This window comes from Paenibacillus sp. LC231 (genome assembly GCF_001860525.1).
GTDB lineage: Bacteria > Bacillota > Bacilli > Paenibacillales > Paenibacillaceae > Paenibacillus_AQ.
Window position 1 is genome coordinate 25,538 of sequence record NZ_JFOM01000053.1, and the last position, 18,830, is coordinate 44,367.

Genomic DNA, 18,830 nt, shown 5'->3' on the forward strand with positions numbered 1-18,830 from the left:
GTCTCTATTTCTCTATCGTAATCATGCCCTTCCGATCAAAGACAGTTCATGCTCGGTCAGCTCCCGGTACGCTCCGATCTCGAGATTTTCATCCAAACGGAGTTCGCCCATGCTGACTCTTTTGAGATAAACGACTTTTTTGCCAACCGCCTCAAACATCCGCTTGACCTGATGAAATTTCCCTTCATGGATCGTCAGCGAGATGCGGGACAACTGGACTCCGTCGCCTCGTTCCTCATGGGAATGAATCATCAGCTCTCCGGGTAAGGTCACGTACCCGTCATCTAAGGTAACTCCCGCAGCAAACAATCGCACGTCCTCATCGTCCACCCTGCCCGCTACCATCGCTTCATAGGTTTTCGGGATATGCTTCCGCGGCGACAGCAGCTCGTGGGCCAATTTACCGTCATTCGTAAGCAGCAGCAATCCCTCCGTATCCTTATCCAATCGGCCGACCGGAAACGGCTCGAAGATCAGATATTCCTCATCCAGGAGATCCAGCACCGTTCGGTCACGTAGATCCTCTGTCGCCGAAATGACGCCCGGCGGTTTGTGCAGCATGAGATATATGAATTCCCGGTATTGCACGGTCTCCCCCTCAAACTCGATGATATCCGTATAAGGATCAACATGTTTACCGGGGTCCTTCATCACCGTTCCGTTGACCACTATGCTCCCTTGTTTGGCCTTTTTCTTCAATTCGGCCCGTGAGCCGAATCCAAGATTGGATAGCACCTTATCCAATCTTAGCGTTGTTCTGCCTTTAGCATTCATATCGATGTCCACCTCCACCCTGCCGGATACTCATTCTTCAATATTCCTGTTTGCCATTTGGCCCAACCGGCAGAATATCCGTCTATACACACTAACACATAACCCTTCGCTTCAGCACCCGATCGACGAATCACGCGCTCTTCCGGAATCGACAAGGTTTCCCCTTTCAAATACCGGACCGCTTCTCCGTCCTCGGAGGACAGGCTGACATATCGAACAGCCTCATCCGCTTGCAGCGCTGTAGCCAAGGGATGTCCAGGTACAAACCGTTCATTCTTCAACTGTCCCATGTACCACCCGGGTCGAATCACTTTGAGCTGCTTCAGACGCTCTTCCGGCAGGGGTGATACATACACATGGTTCCCGTAGGTTACAGGATATCCGGTCAGCTTCAAATCCAGCTGCTCGCGGATAAAGGCTTGGAACCGATTGATCGAAACCGAACCCGATTCAGAATCTGTTACGCTCCGGCGGGATGCCTGTTGGCGCCCTGCACCTTTACCGTATTTCCCCGGTTTACCCGGGCGCTCCTCCTTGAAAGCCGCTTTTCCTTTACGCTCACGGGGATGCTCCGCTCGGGAGGATATAGCAAGCGATTCATTGGCCAAGGTGCCCGAATTGAATAATGGCGCTTGTTCCCGTTCAACTTCACGTTTATCCAGCTCGCCGTCCCGCTGAAGCACGGCCATGAAATGCCCTTCGCCTCTGACCTTATGCGGCCATAATCGAGCAGTACCGGCAAGCTGCTTAAGCACATCCTCCTTCACATTCCCTTGACCCGCCATCCAATCCGTTTCTCCCGGGGAAAAGATTTCCGAATGCTCCACCGGGACCACGCGAAAATCCGGATGTTCGCTCAGAAACTCGGCAATCATCCCTTCATTCTCCTCCGGCGAGAAGGTACAGGTGGAATACACCAGCCGGCCTCCCGACCGGAGCATGGCTGCCGCCGATTTCAGGATGTCCCGCTGCATATCCGCAAACTTGAGCGGAGAGGATTCGTCCCAGTACTTCAGCATGGACTCGTCTTTGCGAAACATCCCTTCGCCGGAACAGGGAGCATCAATCAATATTTTCGTGAAAAATTCGGGAAAAGCCCTGGCAATCCGATCCGGGTCCTCATTCAGCACCACCGCATTCCGAACGCCGTACATCTCCAGATTCTTGGCGAGTGCTTTGGTGCGATCCGGATGCAGATCATTGCTGACAAGCACCCCCTGCCCATTCAGCTTGGCCGCAATCTGCGTAGATTTGCCGCCGGGAGCCGCGCACAGGTCCAGCACCAAATCCCCCGGCGTTACGCCAAGCAGTTCGACCGGAGCCATCGCGCTAGGCTCCTGGATGTAATATAACCCCGCATGATAGTAAGGATGCCGTCCCGGACGCTCCCCGGCCTGAGTATAGTAACCGGTGGAGCACCAGGGGATGGGCGCAAGTTCAAAGGGGGACAACTTCATGAATTCCTCTCTGCTGATCTTCAGCGTATTCACCCGAATGCCGGCATTCGGAGCTAGTTCGTAAGACTTCATAAAATTGTCATAGTTTTCGCCAAGCAGCGATTTCATCTTCGCCAGAAACGGCGAGGGCAGTCGTAATGCCATACAAGGTACCTACCTGTTCTGTATCGTATCGTTTGAAGTATATTTTCACTGTGCTGAAGCAGACATTCGCATGTTCCGCTCCGACTTTTAATATTGTATAATAAACTACATTAAAAAGGACAAGTCCTTATTTATTATTAATCATTAGGGGGTGGATCCATGAACCGCAAAAAAAAGAATAAATACACCGCATTATACGCCTTCGGCGGAGTCTTCGTCTTATTGATTGCTGCGCTCGTTTTCTTGAACGGTCAAGGAGAAGCAAGCGAATTGTACGGCGGAAAGAAGGTCTCCAGCCTGAACCCGGCTACGCAGGAGCTCCTTAATGATCCGAACTACCAGCAAATCATTTTGCCGGATCAGCTGAAGAGCAAGGTCGACAACAAAGAGAATTTCTTTGTGTACTTCTTTGCATCCGACTGTCCGCACTGCCGTGCGACGACCCCGGAACTGATGCCTTTGGCGGATGATGCCGGCATTACGATGCACCAGTACAACCTTCGCGAATACCAGGAAGGCTGGAGAGAATACAACATTGAGTTCACCCCGACGCTGGTCTACTTCGAGAACGGCGCAGAGAAAGAACGCATGGTCGGCGGATTGAAACCGGAAGGTTCCAGTGAAGGCTACTCCATCGATGACTTCAAGCAATTCCTGGATAAATACAAGGGGAGCGTGACGAAATGAACCGCACTCGCGCCATCCTCTTTACCTTTGTCATTTCGGGCATGCTGCTGACCGCATGCGGCGGTAAAGAATCCGCTGCCGGGCATCAGCACGGCGCCGATTCCGAACGATACGAGACAACGGCCAGCCTGACGGTGATGCCGGAGTTTCTGTCCAATTATACCGACAATACGCAAGCAACTTATGCTACGGTCGGCGAACTTGAGGACATTATCAAGGAAATCAAATGTTATTGCGGCTGCATGGACGAGGAGACCGGCTATCATGATTCCCTCCATCGCTGCTTCATCGCCGAGAATAAGGACGGCGAAGTCAAATGGACGGACCATGGCGCCCAGTGCGGAATCTGCCTGACCGAGCTGCAGGATGCCAAACGGCTTCATGACGAAGGAAAATCCGTCGAGGAAATCAAGGAGTTCATCGATAACAAATATAAAGGTACCGAATCCTGATCCTGAAATATGCGAATGCAGAATTACTTACGCTTCGCTGAAAGCTTATTCATTCTATAATCTTGTAAAAAAAGAGCGGCCCAAAAGTAGATTACTCTACAGACAGGCAGCTCTTTTTTCACTTGTTCCCACAATTACTTGGAAAGTGCCCGCTCCGGCTTTCGCCGCTGCGGAATGTTCGGCTGGATGCGCTCCGATGCCAACTGAACTGCCTGCTTAAGCTCAGTATCCCCAATTTCGATCGTCAAATCCCTATAGGGAAACGGACGAACGTCATACGAAGATAACTGCTCGGCGTATTCCCGAACTTCGCTCACCAGCTTCCCCATCGAAATTCCCAGTTCATCGCCAGGATAACACTCGAGGCGCGATACAGCGCTTATGAACATTTTATATGCTCCTCTAACGTTATTGTTCCGGAAATGGAAAAGCCCGACGGCTACTTGCAGAAGCCCCTTATACCTTGGATCGCGATCCCGCGCAAGCCACAGTTCCTCCAGCACCTCATGGCATTCGAAGTAGTCTTGATCCCGGTTGAAGTAAACGAGGTAAGCGACATACAGCGGTTCATAACTCATGCTCGTTTACTTTCTTCTTGGCTTCGGCCAGCATCTCCTTCACCTCGTCCAGAAGCACCTTCATCGCATCCATGTCATGATCCTGAAATAGCGCGTTAAACCGGCTCTGAAAAGCAATCGCCTCATTGACCAGATGAAAGAAATACAGCTTGTGAATCGCGTTTAGCACCTGCGTCGTAATATTGGAATCATCCTCGAACTGCCGCTGCGCCTCCAATATATCCTCCCGGATGCTCGACATTTCCGTATCCAGCGTATTTGCCGCTTCTCCGGCTTTCTTCAGCCGCGCCCGGATGTCATCCGGCAGACTTTCCCGGTACTTGTAGCTAAGCGAATGCTCAATCGTAGCCCAGAAATTCATGGCCAGCGTGCGGATCTGAATTTCGGCAAGCACTTTCTTTTGCCCAAGAGCCGTTTGCACCGGATACTCGATAATCATATGAAAGCTCCGATAGCCGCTCTCTTTGAAATTGGTAATGTAATCTTTCTCATATAATACGGTCAGGTCTTTCCGTGCCCGGATGTATTCGGCTACCCGCCGGATATCCTCCACGAACTGACACATAATCCGAATGCCTGCGATATCCTCAATCCCGGTTTCCAACTCGTCCATCGGCACATCGAGGCGTTTCGCCTTGTCCAGTATGCTCGAGATCCGTTTGACGCGACCCGTTACGAATTCGATCGGTGCGTATTCCTCTCTTTTTTTCAGTTCGGAACGCATCGTCTTGAATTTAACCTTCAATTCCTCAACGGTCTGCTCATACGGAAGCAAAAATGTTCCCCAGTCTCTAACGTCCATCGCCTTGCCTCCTGTCTTTACCCCTTTACCGATGATTAGCGCCGACGGCTTCGGAAATATGGCTGAAGCCATCCCGTGCAAGCAGCTCCCGGAGACCGGAATGAAGCTTGCGGTTCACCTCAGGCCCTTCATAGATAAGTGCTGTATAAATTTCCACCAGGCTTGCGCCTGCGCGTATTTTGTCATAAGCATCACTTGCCGTGAAAATCCCGCCAGACCCGATAATCGGAAGGGCACCGCCGGTCTGCTTGTATATCCGGGATACAATCTCCGTCGAACGGTTACGCAGCGGTTTACCGCTTAGGCCGCCGGTTTCTTTGGCGTTGCTGTGCGTCAATCCATCCCGCGAAAGCGTCGTATTCGTGGCGATAATGCCGGAAACGCCGCTTGCGCTGATCGTATCCACCATGAATTCCAGTTCTTCATCGCTCACATCCGGCGCAATCTTCACCAGAACGGCCTTCTCGCCTCCATGAATTTTGGCTTGGCGGGACATTTCGTTCTTCACGGCTTCCAGCAGGGACGACAATTCGCTCCCATGCTGAAGGCTGCGCAAGTCCGGCGTGTTCGGGGAGCTGATATTGACAACAAAAAAGTCGCCATACGGAAATAAAGCTTGAATGCAAGCTTCGTAATCACCGTTGGCTTTCTCGTTCGGAGTCGCCTTGTTCTTCCCGATGTTGACGGCAACCGGGATGCGGCGTTCCTTGAGTGCGGACAGCCTTTTTGCCATTGCCTCGGCCCCTTCGTTGTTGAAGCCCATCCGATTGATGAGTGCCTCGTCAGGAGGAAGCCGGAACAATCGCGGCTGTTCATTACCCGGTTGCCCCTTCGGGGTCACCGTGCCTACTTCCATAAATCCGAAGCCGATGGAGGAGAATCCTTTGACGGCCTGAGCGTTTTTATCCAATCCGGCGGCAAGTCCGACCGGTGTCGGGAAATGAAGCCCGAACAGGTCTACTGCCAAATCCGGTGTTTCGCTAACACCGTACATCCCTCGCATGACAGCGTCTGCGCCAACCACGCCGGAGGCACGTCCAAGGCCGCCAACCACAAGGTGGTGAGCTTTCTCGGGATCGAGTTTGAAAAATATAGGTTTGCCTATGTTGCGGTACAGCACATCCACTCTTCCTCTCATCCAGTTATTTCTCTATCCTTCAGTTTATCCGTTTCTGCCTCAAAAAGAAAGTTCTTCAGCATAAACCGGGCGATCATCCCGGCGAGAAAGCGATATGGCAATTTCGGGACAAACGCCTTACAATAAAGGAAGATTGTACAAATCATTTTCACGATCATGAGAGAAAGAGGGGAAGCACATGTCAGCCAAACGTAAACCTCCGACCTTGCAGCAGAAAAAAGAAGAGGTCAACAAGAAGGCCATACTATGGATCAGCTCCGGCATCGCTCTTCTTATTATCCTGATTATTGTTCTGATAGTGATCGCCCAGCCTTAATCCAGCCAGTGATACACCTTGCCCGGGTTGGTCTGCCCCTGGGCAAGCTTGAGCTTGAAACGATCTTTCGGCGTCCACAGGCCCTCGGGCAGAACCCCTTCCCGAATTTTCACAACGGTTCCCATCGGAACCAGATCAAACAGCTCCTCGACATCCTCCTTAAGCATACGGATACAGCCCTCGGATTCATTCGCTTCAATACTGTCCACGTCTAGCGTACCGTGTATGGCATACAACGTATCGGACAGCTGCATTCCCCGCGTTCCATAGGGGCCCTTCGTGGTCCCGTTCGGATTCACAACCTTGTCATTGATACGAAAATCACCCAGCGGTGTTTTCGCTCCCCCGAGCCCGACCGCATAGTTGCGCAGCATGACGGTCCCGCTGACAACGGCAAGCCGATGATGTTTCCGGTCGATGATGACCTGAAGCGGCTGCTCAAAAAAAGGATCCCCGTTCGGCGATGTCCCCCAGTATCCCGTCTCTTTCGAATCGTTCCAAGGCGGCTGCTGCCCCGGCTGGTCCTCATGGCCGCCTGCTCTATGGGACATATGCTTCATTAAAGCTCCGAACATCTCCTCCATCGCTTTCGATCGGCCGGACAGCCAATTGTTCGGATACGGCTGCGTCAATTCATTCAGGCTTTCAGGCAGGCGTCCATGCCGAGCCTTATACTGGTTGGCCGCTTCCTGCAGCACGGCCGTTTCGACTTGCAGATCCGCCCATTGCCCCGCGCTTCGCTTAAGCTGCGAACTATCCGCTGGCTCGCATTCACACTCCAATACCGCTCCTTCATATGGCTGGATCGCAATGGCGCCCTTTGCATCCCGATGCAATCCGTATAAACGCTCCATGTCCTTGCTCCATAACTGCCACTTGCCTGAAGGCTTCATCCCCAGTGCAACCGACCAATTCGGCAATTCCTGAGGATGCCGGAGCAATGAGGACAGTGCGCCGGCGGAATCCTTCCCCTTGCCGGAAGCAACAGCGATGTACAGCGGTTCTTTACGCGAATCCCGCTTCTCGTTGTTAGCGACCGAGGCGGATACCGGTTCATTCGACGGGAACCCATCGGATGCATAATCCCCGGGAACGGAGCCCGGCGCCTGGGCCGGAGGAAGAAATACGAGCAGTAACAACACCAGCGCAGCAAGCAAACGCCGGGTTCTTTTTCGCCTGCGGTCCTTGTCCTTCTCCATCTCCAATAAGCGCTGTTCGTAATTTTTCCATATATCGGACGGAACCTGGCTAAGCTCGAAGGCTTCATAGACCCCCTCCGCCTTGTTATAGCAGTAATTTGCCTTGCCCTGTTCGCCAGCCTGCTCATATTCCTTGCCGAGCAGATACCAGGCCATTTTATTATCAGGATGCGTCTCCACATACCTTTTGAGGTACAGCGAATTGTTCATTCGGGAGCCTCCTTTTATGACATTTTTACCTCTATTATCCTGTATATCGGAATATACGCTCCAATTATGTATGAATCGTGGATACGAAAAAACGCCCCCTGCCTTTGTCGGGCAGAGGGCGTCGGTATAAGTTCAAGATGGAATATCAGGGCTCGAGCGGTAATGGTTATTCTGCGTTAAACGGCTCGTCTGCAATCCGAATTGAATCTGTCGGACAGCCGTCGCAGGCATCCAGCATATCGTCATGCATATCTTCCGGAATTTCGGTTACCCCGCGGTTGTTGTCTCCGTCAAAAATGACTTCTGCCAGGCCTTCGTCGTCGTAATCATAAATGTCGGGTGCCGTTGCTCCGCATGCTCCGCAAGCGATGCAGGTATCTTTATCTACCCAAGTAAACTTCGCCATAGTCTCTCTTCCTCCTGTATATCTATAAACATCTCTATAAACATAGTATAAGCTGACGGTCTCCCGCCACCATCTACATATATTAATACAATTTTTTTAGGAATACAAATAAATTTCCTCATATTTTCCGACAAAATTCAGGTGTGCTCAAAGGATATGGAGTATCTTCAACCAGCAATTAAAACGATTAATCCCGGTCCGGATCCTGCGAGATCGGCTGATCGGCATTTTTATTATCGTTCCCGAGATCCCTTACAAAATCCATCTGTAAAGATGTTCCTCTCCGCTTATGATTACGGATTAAAGACGACGGATCATCACCCAGCATGCCGGCGGTCAGCACCGCACTTTCCCCAAATTTATTGCGCAGCTCGTCCATGACCCGGGTCAGCGATTCTTTCTTCGGCTGTTTCTCGTAATCGAACAAATCCAGCTGAATGGCGGACTCCTCCTTAGGGGCAAGCTGCTGGAGCGTAACGCCAAGCAGACGGAGCGGCTTGTCCTGTTTCCAGTGCCGGTGATACAGCTCGCACGCTTCCCGGTAAATATCCTCGGTATTTTCCGTCGGAATGGCAAGATGCTTCGACCTGGTGATGGTCTTCATATCCGGTGTACGCAGCGTGATCTGTATGCCGCCGGTCATTAGACCCTTTCTGCGGAGCCGGCGCGCTACCTGATCGCTCAAATTCAGCAGCACCCTTCTCGCCTCCTCCGCCGATGTAACATCCTGCGGAAGCGTGGTCGTGTGTCCGATCGATTTGCTCTGTTCCCGCTCTGCAACGACAGGTGCATGGTCGATGCCGCTGGCTGCCCGTTTCATCCATGACCCCATCACGCCAAAAGTCGAGGTCAGCAGGCCTTCATCGGCGGCGGCCAGCTGTCCGATCGTCTGGATATTCAGCTTGCGCAGCTTATCGGCTGTCTTGCTCCCGATGCCGAACAGCTCTGCACAAGGTCTGTTCCAGAGCACCTGCGGGACATCCCGTATCCGCAGCACGGACAGCCCGTTGGGCTTCTTCATGTCAGATGCCATCTTGGCCAGCAACTTATTGGGAGCAATGCCGACGGAGCAAGGCAGCGACAGCTCCTCGCGAATACGCGCCTGAATTTCGCGGGCGATATCCAAGGGGGTGCCGAACTGCTTCGATCCCGTGATGTCCAGGTAACATTCGTCAATCGAAGTCGCTTCCAGCAGCGGCGTATAAGCATAAGCTATATTCATAAATGCATTGGAATACTTGCGGTACAGATGAAAATCCGGCTGGATGATCATCAGGTCCGGGTAAATCCGCAGCGCCTGTCTCACGTTCATTCCTGTGCGTATCCCGAGGGATCGTGCCGCATAGGAGCAAGTAACAATGACGCCTTTCCGCAGCTCGATGCTGCCTGCGACAGCTGTGGGCTTCCCCCGGTAAAGCTCCGGCTCCTCCGCTTCGTGTACCGAACAGTAAAAAGCATTCATATCCACATGTAGTATAACGCGGCCGCTGGCCGGATAATAATTGTCGATATGTCCCACGCAGAATTCCTTCTTTCTATGATACGGTTCTTCCTAATATAATGCCCCGGGTCTCTTCGGCAGTTTGGGTTAATGATTCTTTCATTTTCTATGTGTTCCATTATAACTTGTTTAGAGCCTCGTGTGCCCCTAACGTCTTGTTATGCAGGATCATGGACGCATAACCTGCCAGCCTAACGCCTCCAGCATACCGCTCCCCTTAACACGGGTCAAGAATAAGCCCCGCGGGGTAAAGTTTGTTTTTTACTCTGTTACTTTCCCGCAAAGAAATGTTATAATACAAAATTATAAACAATGCGGTCCAATCCCGGACACCCAAAGGAGGACATCATGTCTAAGTCCATTTCCATCTTTGATACGACACTTCGCGACGGAACCCAAGGCGAAGGAATCAGCTTGTCGGCGGACGACAAGGTCAAAATCGCCAAGAAACTCGATGCTCTTGGTGTTCATTATATTGAAGGCGGTATCCCGGGAAGCAACAGCAAGGACATCGAATTTTTCAAAAGAGTCCAGGATCTCGGCTTAACCTCAAAAGTAACCGCTTTTGGCAGTACTCGCCGCAAAGGTTCCATCGCCGATCAGGATGCCAATCTGCTTCGAATTCTGGAATCCGGCGTTTCTGCGGCCACTTTGGTCGGGAAGTCATGGGATTTCCACGTCCATACCGCGCTTCAGACGACACTGGAAGAGAATCTGGCCATGATCTATGATTCCATCGCCTTCCTGAAGCAAAAGGGCCTCGAAGTGATTTTTGATGCCGAGCACTTTTTTGACGGATATAAGAACAATCCCGAATACGCAGTTGCCGTATTGTCCAAGGCTCGGGAGGCAGGTGCTGATTGGCTTGTCATGTGCGATACGAACGGCGGCAGTCTTCCGCACGAGATCTCGAGCATCGTGGCATCCTTAGCGGGTCCACTACCAGGCGCTCCGCTCGGCATTCACACCCATAACGATTGCGAACTTGCCGTTGCCAACACGCTAAGTGCCGTACAGGCTGGTGTCCAGCATGTGCAAGGAACGATGAACGGTTACGGGGAACGCTGCGGGAATGCCAACCTGTGCTCCATCATCCCGAATCTGCAGCTGAAGCTGGGATACGAGTGCATCGGAGACGATAATCTCCGCACGCTGACGAATACCGCACGGTATATCAGTGAAATCGCCAACGTCAATATGCCGGTCAACCAGCCGTATGTCGGTAACGCTGCCTTTGCCCACAAGGGAGGCATCCATGTTTCGGCGATCCTGCGCGATTCCAGAACGTACGAGCATATCGAACCGGAGAAAGTCGGAAACAAGCAGCGCGTGCTGGTATCCGAGCTTGCAGGACAGAGCAACATCGTATCGAAGGCGCAAGACATGGGTCTTAACTTTGATCCGGCTAGTGAACAATCCAAGCATATTATCGGAAAGATCAAGGATCTTGAGCATGAAGGGTATCAATTCGAGGGGGCGGACGCTTCCCTGGAGCTGCTGCTTCGAGAAGCGAACGGAGAGTTTAAGGAACTGTTTACTTTCGAATCCTTCAAAATGCTCGTAGAGAAATCAGCCGGCCAGCCGGTTGTTTCCGAAGCCTTTGTCAAAGTCAACGTTGCCGGTGAGAGCATCTACACTGCAGCGGAAGGCAACGGCCCGGTCAATGCGCTTGACAACGCGCTCCGTAAAGCGCTGGTCCAATACTTCCCGACACTCAAGGAAATGCATCTTGCTGACTATAAGGTACGGGTGCTGGATGACAAGGATGCGACGGCAGCCAAAGTACGGGTGCTCATCGAGTCCAAGAACTTCGAGAACTCCTGGAACACCGTCGGGGTCTCCAGCAACGTCATTGAGGCGAGCTGGGAAGCGCTGGTCGACAGTATGCGTTATGCGCTGCTCGGTCAAATCTCACCGGAGCAGGTGCATGAGTCTGCGGCAAGGCAAGGGTTGGTTAATCACTAAGGCTGCCGTCCTATATAAAAAGCGCGTATCCGCCATGTATGCACATGGAGGCCGCGCTTTTTTTGGTATTTCAGCCGCTCTTCGCTTCACAATTAATTCAACAACTTAGCTACCTTTTTGCGGAGATCCTTGGGATCCGGAGCGCCAAGAATGATTTCCTGAATCACGCCGTTTCGATCAATCAGCACATTTGTCGGGAAGACCTGACCTTTATACAGCTCCTCGAACACTTCTCCTTTCGGATCGAGAAGGATTGGATACCGGAGTTCAAAATCCTTAACGAATTGACGAGCTTTCTTCTCATTGTCATATTTGGACACGTTCACGCCGTAGATTTCCAGCTCATCTGCATATTCCTCCGCCAGCTTATCGAGCTCCGGGGCTTCTTGCTTGCACGGCTCACACCAGGATGCCCAAAAATTGACAACCATCGCTTTATCGCGCGCTCCGCCTCCGGCATAAGTCTTGTCGTCCATCCCCTTCAAGGTGAAGGTTGGGGCAAGCAATCCGGCTTTGGCGCCTGTCTCCGTCGGGAGCGGCTTCTCCTGCGTAAAGACAGCCTGGATATTCTCGCCGGCTTGGTTATAGATTACAGCGCCTGCCGCTACAACCAGCAGAACGAGGATGATGATGTTTCGTTTCATAGGTATAGGTTCCTTTGCTAAACTTAGTTATAGTCCCTATTGTACCCTGAAACCCTGATCTTTCAAACACGTGATCCACTCTAAAATATAGCCCGGGAGGGAAAAAGATGAACCCGTCTGACATGGCCCTGGAGCAGCTTCTGCTGCACGCGGCCGTACAACAGCATATATCGGACTATACGTATGATTGTCTGCCACAGGAAGCTTGTGGTGTCCTTATCGGGCACTCCAGCGCAGCAAGGCGATCGGTAACCGTTACGCAATTTATTCCCATAAAAAATACAGCGGAGTTCCCGCTGCATTCTTTTCATCTGGACCCTGTTCAATGGACCAGCTTGGTGTTAACTGAAAAAAGAATTGTCGGATTGTTTCACAGTCACCCGGATACATTCCCTGAGCCGTCCGGCGAGGATCTGCTACAGCTTCAAGCCTTCGGCGGATTGCTCCAGGTGTATGCCATCGGATCTCCTGCAGCTCCAAACGCTCCCGATTCAAAACCATTACAGCTTCATACTTACAAAATTATTCGAGGACAAGAGACCTCAGAGTTATTCAGCAATCTGCCAACACATTCCTGGGTGCGACCGGGATCGGAATTCTATTCCCTCGCCCCGATTCCTTGCAAGATCATAATAGCATAATAAGCTATCGCGGCAACCATCTTATTCGCGGTTACGCCTCGCTTAGATAGACATACAAATCTCCAAGCGTGGTTGCATGGCCGCGCGCCTGAATTTCTTTCATATAATTCGTCCACAGCCGGGCAGTCATTCGCGCGTCGGACAGAGCATGATGCCGGCCCTCCACGGGAATGCCGCTGCTCCGCAGCAGCTCATCCAGACTGTAGTCCTTCTGCTCAGGATATAATCTCTGTGCGAGCATCATCGTATCAAGGAGCCGATGGGTTAATCGAACCTTTGACGTCTTCCACAAGGCTGCGTTCAGGAATCCACGGTCATGCGCAGCGGCATGGGCAACAAGCACCCTGCCTCCTATAAAAGCCATAAAATCATGCAGCCCCTCCATTAAGGGCGGGGCTGCATCAACCATATGCTGCGTAATTCCTGTCAGCTCAGCAATGAATGGGGGAACAGGAGCACCGCTGTTAACAATCATATGAAAGGTTTCGTTCTCGATCACTTGCTCGCCGATGACCTTGATTGCACCGAATGACAAAATTTCATCACCGTGCTGGTGATTGAACCCCGTCGACTCCAGATCAAATACAACAACCTCCAGCTCGTCCAGCGGGGTACCCAGAACCTCCGGCCTCCGGTTATCCTTCATCTGGGATCGGATGAACGCCAGCTGCTGCGCCGTCTGCGCCCCGCGCATAGAGGCGATGGCGGAATTAAAGTTACCCGAACGGAGGGATCTCCAGAAGCCCCCGTTCGATTGTCCCGGTTCAGTCATGGGTTCCTCCTCTCCGCAAAACGGTGCTCTCGCTGCAATGACCGGTGTATCCGTCTGACCACACCAAGCGTATCGCGAAGCTCGTACTGCATGGTTTTGTTCTTGAGCTGCTCCTGCGGGATATACCCGCTGCTCGTGATCAGCCCGTTCTCCAGCCGATGGGGCGTGTTATTTCTCAGCCGAAGCGCCGTCAAGAAAGCACGCTGCACGCTTTCCAGCAGCAAGTTGCCGCCCTCAAGCAGCATCACCTTCTCCATACGCTTTTGCGTCGAGGTTTCGATGATGCCTCTTTGGAGCGCCATCGTGCGAATACTGTTTACAAGTGGAATATAAACGCCATACTTTACGTCAAATTCACCGGCATGCTCACCAAACCGCTCCGTTACAATTCGCCCCATGACATTCAGCGTTGCCTTGTGCTTGACCGTGTTGCGCAGCACGGCGTTGCCGATGTTCGGGTTCAACTCGACGGAGCTCCGGAAATGGTCGGCCCATGCCTCCGTTAGCTCGCCATCTCCCGCTATATGACGGAGATCCGAAGCGATGATAAAATTGCGAATCGGCTCCCACTGCTGGTCTCCACACCATTCGCTAATCTGATTTTTCCAATCGCCAAGCTTTTTACTCCATAAAGGTTCGGAACACATCACTTTTCCCGAACATTTGGGATAGCCTGCATACTCTAATATGTTCGCCAGTCGAAGGCCATATTCCCGAAAGAAGGGAAGCTGTTCCTCCTCCAGCTCATCGCCAATGATCAAACCGTTGTCCTGATCGCTCCACAGCGTAGCTTCCTGCCTTCCGCTGCTGCCAAAAGCAACAAACGCATAACGCGCAGGAGGCCGGCCCAAGCCAGCCTCCCACATGCCCTGCTCACAGATTGCCGCGGCACGCTGTCCAATCAGATCGTGCATCATATTGACGGATGCGATCCACTCTCTCAGCTCCATGTCATGACGCATCTCGATCAGATGTTTCTGACAAACGATCCGTTCATCTCGTAATTGCTGGGCTGTTGCTGCTGTCTGAATTTCCGAGAATACCGGAAACAGATTTACGGATTTCAGAGGTTTCATGCCGCGGCCTCCTTATTACATACTCAATAACCATTTAGAGTTTTATATTTATAACGCCGTATCGCTTCCAGGTACCCCTTTGCCTCCGGAACGAAACTCTGGTAATTTCCCTTCCGATTCCGCCAGAAGTTTCATTTGCTCCGGATATCCGTAAGTTCCATGTTCGCTCATGTCTAGACCCACTAATTCTTCTTCCTCCGTTACACGGATTCCCATCGTAATTTTCATGAGGTACAGAATAATGAATGAGATCACGAGAACGAATGCAAACGTACCGATCAGGCCCAATAGCTGAACGCCAAGCTGACCGAAGCCCCCGCCGTAGAACAAACCTTCTTTGCCTACGCCTGTAATTTCAACCAGTCTCGGTGCTGCGAACAAACCGGTGGATACAGCCCCCCACATACCGGCAATACCATGTACGGAGAATGCATATACAGGATCATCAATGCCTTTGCGGTCAAACCACTGTGCCGTAAAGAAGGTAATCGTACCGGCTACTGCACCGATAACAACAGCCGCCCAAGGTTCCACGAATGCACAGGCCCCCGTGATGGCCACAAAAGCAGCAAGAATACCGTTCAGCATGCTAGGAATATCTGCTTTGCCAAGAACCGCCCAAGAGATCAGCAATGCCGCTAGCGCACCTGCCGCAGCCGCGATATTCGTATTTAAAGCCACAAATCCGAAGAATCCGTCCGTGAGTGCGGAGATGGTGCTGCCTGGATTAAATCCGAACCAACCGATCCAGATGATGAATACGCCCAGCACCGATAATACCTGGTTGTGACCCGGAATGCTGTTAGGCTTCCCGTCCTTATTATATTTGCCAAGCCGTGGCTTCAGAAGAACGGTAGCCACGAGCGCGGCTGTAGCACCTGTCAAGTGAACGACCGTCGATCCGGCAAAGTCCTGCATACCCAGCGCTCCGAGCCAGCCGCCGCCCCATACCCAATGAGCAACAATCGGATAAATCACGATGGTGAACAGCAATCCAAACACGATATAAACGCTGAGCTTTGCCCTTTCTGCCATACCACCGCAAGCGATGGCCAAGGATACGGCCGCAAAGGATAAATGGAACAGAAACATAATGGTTGTCGGCACATCGTAAGCGGACAAGGAATCAAAAGAGCCAGCCGCATTGTCGCCACTTAAGAAAAAACCTTCAAATCCGAAAAAACTGTTCCCGTTGCCGAATGCCAGGCCAAACCCTAGTGCCCAGAAGGCAACGATCGAAATGCCGAAGGTCAGGAATGTTTTGCCTGCAACGTGGCCTGCATTCTTCATACGGACAGATCCGGCTTCCAGCAGTGCGAACCCTGCTTGCATGAAGAATACGAGCAATGCTGCCAAGAATACGAACACGGAGTTCAAACCAGCCGTTAATTCAACGTTCGTGGCTCCCCCATCAGCGGCGAATGCACTCGCCGGGAATGCAAGCAATGCGATTACTCCCGCCATTAAACCTAGCCATCTTTTTCCCATGTTTTACACTCCCCTTAATGTAAACTAATATAACATGACCTTGAATTCATATTGTCATTATAGGGGGGTTAACCAAAATCTGCAACGGTTATTTTCATAAAAAACGAAGTTTGTGTAATATAATCTAACATTAAGTGCATACAGTGCAAATCCTCAAACATCATGTATCGATTAAAAAAACTAGGCTTCAAGATTTTTGTCACAACTATGACGTTTGACTGTATGGTTCATGATCATGTATCATATTTCTATTAAAATGAAAATATAAATGCATTCATTAATTTCCAATTCAATGAAAGCTTGTGAGGTGATGAATGATGGGGATCACGAGCGGAAACCTTTTCCGGATCGGTGAACTGGCCAAAGTTGCCGGAATCAGCGAAAGAACCATTGACTATTATACGAAGCTGGGTTTGATCTCCCCTGAAAAACGGACGTTAAAAAACTACCGGTTGTACAGTTCTGAAACCTTAAGCACTCTCGAACGTATTAATCAGTTAAAGCAAGAGAAATATACTCTCGATGAGATTAAGGAGAGACTGGATCGCTGGAAGTCGGTTCCCGATGATTCCGAAATGACGGAGAAGCTAACCAAGCTCGAAATACAGATGAAACAGCTGGAACGGGATGTGAAGGAACTCAACCCGCTACTGAGTGAATTAAAGCCAAGTCAAGCCCGGGAAGTACTCGCTAACATTCTTCCTAAAGGAGCTGCTTGCATCGAGTCGCTACAAATCTTGCTGAACCAGTTCACTTCGATGTAATGGTGAAGAACCAAATAACAACTTTGTATGGGGGTATGATACATGTATTCTGACTGGATGTTTATTCTCATTATTATCGCTTTTATATTCTCGCTATGGGCCCAGTTCCGGGTCAAAGGCACGTTTAACAAATGGGCTAAGGTCGAGAACAGCACCGGCATGACAGGTTACGATGCTGCCCGGCATATGCTGGATGCCAACGGACTCCACGATGTGCCGATTGAACCGGTGCCAGGCACACTCTCCGACCACTATGATCCGACCAAACGCGTTGTGCGTTTGTCGGAGCCCGTTTATTATGAACGCACGATCTCGGCTGTCTCTGTTGCTTGTCACGAGGTTGGCCATGCGATCCAGCATGCCGAGCACTATCCGATGCTTGTAGCCCGTCACAAAATGTTCCCGGTCGTAAACTTCGCATCGGGTATCGCACCGTTTCTCTTGATTGCCGGATTCCTGTTCCAAGCCATGAACCTGGTCGGTCTCGGCATCATCTTCTTCTCTTGCGCCGTTGCCTTCCAGCTCGTCACCTTGCCGGTCGAGTTTAACGCAAGTAACCGTGCTCGTCAGCTGATGGTTCAAGAAGGCTATATCGCCAATGACGAAGAACGCGGAGTTGCTAAAGTATTGAACGCCGCGGCCTTGACCTATGTCGCTGCAGCTTTGATATCTCTGCTCGAGTTGATCCGCTATATCATGATCTTTACGAGCAACCGGGAATAACCCAACAACAACACAACAACAAAGGGCTTTCCTCTCTACCTGGATCGGTGGAGAAGGAAAGCCCTCTTTTTTATATCTGATATATGTTATTTTTGATTAATGAAGCCAGGTTAGGGAGTTGATGCGTCAGTCCGCTTTCCCTTCCTTTTTCGGCGACGGATCAATACCAAAATATTGAAGCAGAAACGCACGGAATGCCTGAGCAACCGGTGGCAGCTTCTCGTCCGCGCGGTGGATCAGACCGATGGAACGCGTTACCTTCGGCTCCGAGATCCGGACGCGTGCCGGCTGCAGAGGATTCGTCTGGAATAGCGCCATTTCAGGAAGCAGGCTGACCCCCATACCGGCCGCAACCAGCCCGCGGATCGTATCCGTTTCCTCGCCTTCAAAAGCAATCTTCGGCGTGAACCCTGCTTCAAGACAGGCATGCCACACAATTGGACGCAAGGAGTAGCCTTTGCTGAACAGCACAAAGCGCTCCTCTTTCAACTGCTCCAGCTTGATGGACTGCTCCCCCGCAAGCGGGTGATTCGGCGGCAGGATCGCAAACAGCTCCTCTGTCAAAACGATATCCCCATCCACTTGATCATGACGATCCGGAAATGGCGACACAAATGCCAGATCCACTTCAGCTCCAACCACGTCCCGGATCAGTGTCGGGAACATCCCCTGCTTGAACCGGAACTTCACGTTCGGATATTTCTTTCGGAATTCAGCCACAATGGACGGAATCAAATGGATGCCCAGGCTGTGTGGGAATCCGATGCGGATCTCCCCCTGTTCCGGGTCCAGAAATTCATGTATCTCGACGACCGCACGGTCCAAGTCCTTCATAATGCTCTCCACCCGTTTGCAAAAAAGCTGGCCTACCGGGGTTAACTGCAGATTCCGGCCTTTTTGCATGAACAAATTAACACCAAGCTCTTCTTCCAACTGATGTATTTGACGGCTGACGGCTGACTGAGCCACATGAAGCTCTTCTGCCGCTTGGGTAACGTGTTCCTTTTGCGCAACCTTTACAAAGTATTGCAACTGTCGTAATTCCACGCCTTTTATCGCTCCATTCTTATTCCCTAGAAGACTTGAAGACTTT

Annotated in this window: 20 protein-coding genes; 7 read left to right on the forward strand and 13 right to left on the reverse strand. The window is 51.3% G+C overall.

Annotated features, from left to right (window positions below; genetic code table 11):
* Window positions 1-21: 21 nt before the first annotated feature.
* Window positions 22-774 (reverse strand): pseudouridine synthase, encoded by a 753-nt coding sequence (locus AK95_RS27410; RefSeq protein WP_071223089.1) that lies wholly within the window; start codon window positions 772-774, stop codon window positions 22-24.
* Window positions 771-2,375 (reverse strand): RsmB/NOP family class I SAM-dependent RNA methyltransferase, encoded by a 1,605-nt coding sequence (locus AK95_RS27415; protein WP_071223090.1) that lies wholly within the window; start codon window positions 2,373-2,375, stop codon window positions 771-773. The genes AK95_RS27410 and AK95_RS27415 overlap by 4 nt, the downstream gene beginning before the upstream one ends.
* 159 nt (window positions 2,376-2,534) lie before the next feature.
* Between AK95_RS27415 and AK95_RS27420 the strand changes: the two genes are divergently transcribed.
* Window positions 2,535-3,062: a thioredoxin family protein gene (locus tag AK95_RS27420; protein WP_071223091.1), complete on the forward strand. Its 528-nt coding sequence runs from the start codon at window positions 2,535-2,537 to the stop codon at window positions 3,060-3,062.
* Window positions 3,059-3,514 (forward strand): PCYCGC motif-containing (lipo)protein, encoded by a 456-nt coding sequence (locus tag AK95_RS27425; protein ID WP_071223092.1) that lies wholly within the window; start codon window positions 3,059-3,061, stop codon window positions 3,512-3,514. Before AK95_RS27420 ends, AK95_RS27425 begins: the two co-directional genes overlap by 4 nt.
* Before the next feature lie 134 nt (window positions 3,515-3,648).
* Here AK95_RS27425 and AK95_RS27430 read toward each other — a convergent pair whose 3' ends face one another.
* Genes AK95_RS27430 through AK95_RS27440 form a run of 3 tightly spaced genes read right to left on the reverse strand, consistent with a single transcriptional unit; the run spans window position 3,649 to window position 6,014 of the window.
* On the reverse strand, window positions 3,649-4,092 hold the full coding sequence (locus AK95_RS27430) for a DUF309 domain-containing protein (RefSeq protein ID WP_071223093.1): 444 nt from the start codon (window positions 4,090-4,092) through the stop codon (window positions 3,649-3,651).
* Complete coding sequence (gene yjbM / locus AK95_RS27435; protein ID WP_071223094.1) at window positions 4,082-4,894, reverse strand: GTP diphosphokinase; 813 nt, start codon at window positions 4,892-4,894, stop codon at window positions 4,082-4,084. The genes AK95_RS27430 and yjbM overlap by 11 nt, the downstream gene beginning before the upstream one ends.
* 25 nt (window positions 4,895-4,919) lie before the next feature.
* On the reverse strand, window positions 4,920-6,014 hold the full coding sequence (locus tag AK95_RS27440; protein WP_201259441.1) for a quinone-dependent dihydroorotate dehydrogenase: 1,095 nt from the start codon (window positions 6,012-6,014) through the stop codon (window positions 4,920-4,922).
* 196 nt (window positions 6,015-6,210) lie between these two features.
* Between AK95_RS27440 and AK95_RS34640 the strand changes: the two genes are divergently transcribed.
* Window positions 6,211-6,348 carry a hypothetical protein gene (locus AK95_RS34640; protein ID WP_015736685.1) on the forward strand — a complete coding sequence of 46 codons (138 nt, stop codon included), beginning with the start codon at window positions 6,211-6,213 and terminating at the stop codon, window positions 6,346-6,348.
* Here AK95_RS34640 and AK95_RS27445 read toward each other — a convergent pair.
* From AK95_RS27445 to AK95_RS27455, 3 genes are all read right to left on the reverse strand, one after another.
* The gene (locus AK95_RS27445) at window positions 6,345-7,757 is read right to left on the reverse strand and encodes a L,D-transpeptidase (RefSeq protein ID WP_071223096.1); all 1,413 of its coding nucleotides are present in this window, start codon (window positions 7,755-7,757) and stop codon (window positions 6,345-6,347) included. The genes AK95_RS34640 and AK95_RS27445 overlap by 4 nt on opposite strands.
* A 166-nt stretch (window positions 7,758-7,923) precedes the next feature.
* Window positions 7,924-8,163 carry a ferredoxin gene (locus AK95_RS27450; protein ID WP_009594795.1) on the reverse strand — a complete coding sequence of 80 codons (240 nt, stop codon included), beginning with the start codon at window positions 8,161-8,163 and terminating at the stop codon, window positions 7,924-7,926.
* A gap of 187 nt (window positions 8,164-8,350) precedes the next feature.
* The gene (locus AK95_RS27455; RefSeq protein WP_074961964.1) at window positions 8,351-9,682 is read right to left on the reverse strand and encodes a DNA polymerase IV; all 1,332 of its coding nucleotides are present in this window, start codon (window positions 9,680-9,682) and stop codon (window positions 8,351-8,353) included.
* Window positions 9,683-10,012: 330 nt separating this feature from the next.
* Between AK95_RS27455 and cimA the strand changes: the two genes are divergently transcribed.
* Window positions 10,013-11,629 (forward strand): citramalate synthase, encoded by a 1,617-nt coding sequence (cimA, locus tag AK95_RS27460; RefSeq protein WP_071223097.1) that lies wholly within the window; start codon window positions 10,013-10,015, stop codon window positions 11,627-11,629.
* Between the two features lie 92 nt (window positions 11,630-11,721).
* Here the strand turns inward: cimA and AK95_RS27465 are convergent, their stop codons facing one another.
* Window positions 11,722-12,273, reverse strand: a complete 552-nt coding sequence (locus AK95_RS27465; protein ID WP_071223098.1) for a TlpA family protein disulfide reductase — start codon at window positions 12,271-12,273, stop codon at window positions 11,722-11,724.
* Between the two features lie 107 nt (window positions 12,274-12,380).
* On the opposite strand from AK95_RS27465, the gene AK95_RS27470 reads away from it, so the two are divergent.
* On the forward strand, window positions 12,381-12,914 hold the full coding sequence (locus tag AK95_RS27470) for a Mov34/MPN/PAD-1 family protein (protein WP_071223099.1): 534 nt from the start codon (window positions 12,381-12,383) through the stop codon (window positions 12,912-12,914).
* 31 nt (window positions 12,915-12,945) lie between these two features.
* On the opposite strand, the gene AK95_RS27475 is transcribed toward AK95_RS27470, so the two are convergent.
* Genes AK95_RS27475 through AK95_RS27485 form a run of 3 tightly spaced genes read right to left on the reverse strand, consistent with a single transcriptional unit; the run spans window position 12,946 to window position 16,250 of the window.
* Window positions 12,946-13,686, reverse strand: coding sequence for a 3'-5' exonuclease (locus tag AK95_RS27475; protein ID WP_071223100.1), 741 nt, complete (start codon window positions 13,684-13,686; stop codon window positions 12,946-12,948).
* Entirely contained in the window at window positions 13,683-14,762 is a 1,080-nt protein-coding gene (locus AK95_RS27480; protein WP_071223101.1) for a DUF294 nucleotidyltransferase-like domain-containing protein, read from the reverse strand. The genes AK95_RS27475 and AK95_RS27480 overlap by 4 nt, the downstream gene beginning before the upstream one ends.
* A 48-nt stretch (window positions 14,763-14,810) precedes the next feature.
* On the reverse strand, window positions 14,811-16,250 hold the full coding sequence (locus AK95_RS27485) for an ammonium transporter (protein ID WP_071223102.1): 1,440 nt from the start codon (window positions 16,248-16,250) through the stop codon (window positions 14,811-14,813).
* A gap of 314 nt (window positions 16,251-16,564) precedes the next feature.
* Between AK95_RS27485 and AK95_RS27490 the strand changes: the two genes are divergently transcribed.
* Window positions 16,565-17,014 (forward strand): MerR family transcriptional regulator, encoded by a 450-nt coding sequence (locus AK95_RS27490; protein WP_071223103.1) that lies wholly within the window; start codon window positions 16,565-16,567, stop codon window positions 17,012-17,014.
* A gap of 42 nt (window positions 17,015-17,056) precedes the next feature.
* Complete coding sequence (locus tag AK95_RS27495; RefSeq protein WP_009594846.1) at window positions 17,057-17,737, forward strand: zinc metallopeptidase; 681 nt, start codon at window positions 17,057-17,059, stop codon at window positions 17,735-17,737.
* 126 nt (window positions 17,738-17,863) lie between these two features.
* Here the strand turns inward: AK95_RS27495 and gltC are convergent, their stop codons facing one another.
* Window positions 17,864-18,784, reverse strand: a complete 921-nt coding sequence (gene gltC, locus AK95_RS27500) for a glutamate biosynthesis transcriptional regulator GltC (RefSeq protein ID WP_071223104.1) — start codon at window positions 18,782-18,784, stop codon at window positions 17,864-17,866.
* Window positions 18,785-18,830 lie beyond the last annotated feature (46 nt).

Bases quoted from the DNA above. Each gene is read 5' to 3' on its own strand.
- AK95_RS27425 (WP_071223092.1), top strand. From the start codon at position 3,059: ATGAACCGCACTCGCGCCATCCTCTTTACCTTTGTCATTTCGGGCATG.
- AK95_RS27480 (WP_071223101.1), bottom strand. From the start codon at position 14,762: ATGAAACCTCTGAAATCCGTAAATCTGTTTCCGGTATTCTCGGAAATT.
- AK95_RS34640 (WP_015736685.1), top strand. From the start codon at position 6,211: ATGTCAGCCAAACGTAAACCTCCGACCTTGCAGCAGAAAAAAGAAGAG.
- AK95_RS27415 (WP_071223090.1), bottom strand. From the start codon at position 2,375: ATGGCATTACGACTGCCCTCGCCGTTTCTGGCGAAGATGAAATCGCTG.
- cimA (WP_071223097.1), top strand. From the start codon at position 10,013: ATGTCTAAGTCCATTTCCATCTTTGATACGACACTTCGCGACGGAACC.
- AK95_RS27485 (WP_071223102.1), bottom strand. From the start codon at position 16,250: ATGGGAAAAAGATGGCTAGGTTTAATGGCGGGAGTAATCGCATTGCTT.
- yjbM (WP_071223094.1), bottom strand. From the start codon at position 4,894: ATGGACGTTAGAGACTGGGGAACATTTTTGCTTCCGTATGAGCAGACC.
- AK95_RS27470 (WP_071223099.1), top strand. From the start codon at position 12,381: ATGAACCCGTCTGACATGGCCCTGGAGCAGCTTCTGCTGCACGCGGCC.
- AK95_RS27495 (WP_009594846.1), top strand. From the start codon at position 17,057: ATGTATTCTGACTGGATGTTTATTCTCATTATTATCGCTTTTATATTC.
- AK95_RS27465 (WP_071223098.1), bottom strand. From the start codon at position 12,273: ATGAAACGAAACATCATCATCCTCGTTCTGCTGGTTGTAGCGGCAGGC.
- AK95_RS27475 (WP_071223100.1), bottom strand. From the start codon at position 13,686: ATGACTGAACCGGGACAATCGAACGGGGGCTTCTGGAGATCCCTCCGT.
- AK95_RS27410 (WP_071223089.1), bottom strand. From the start codon at position 774: ATGAATGCTAAAGGCAGAACAACGCTAAGATTGGATAAGGTGCTATCC.
- AK95_RS27490 (WP_071223103.1), top strand. From the start codon at position 16,565: ATGATGGGGATCACGAGCGGAAACCTTTTCCGGATCGGTGAACTGGCC.
- AK95_RS27445 (WP_071223096.1), bottom strand. From the start codon at position 7,757: ATGAACAATTCGCTGTACCTCAAAAGGTATGTGGAGACGCATCCTGAT.
- AK95_RS27420 (WP_071223091.1), top strand. From the start codon at position 2,535: ATGAACCGCAAAAAAAAGAATAAATACACCGCATTATACGCCTTCGGC.
- AK95_RS27430 (WP_071223093.1), bottom strand. From the start codon at position 4,092: ATGAGTTATGAACCGCTGTATGTCGCTTACCTCGTTTACTTCAACCGG.
- AK95_RS27450 (WP_009594795.1), bottom strand. From the start codon at position 8,163: ATGGCGAAGTTTACTTGGGTAGATAAAGATACCTGCATCGCTTGCGGA.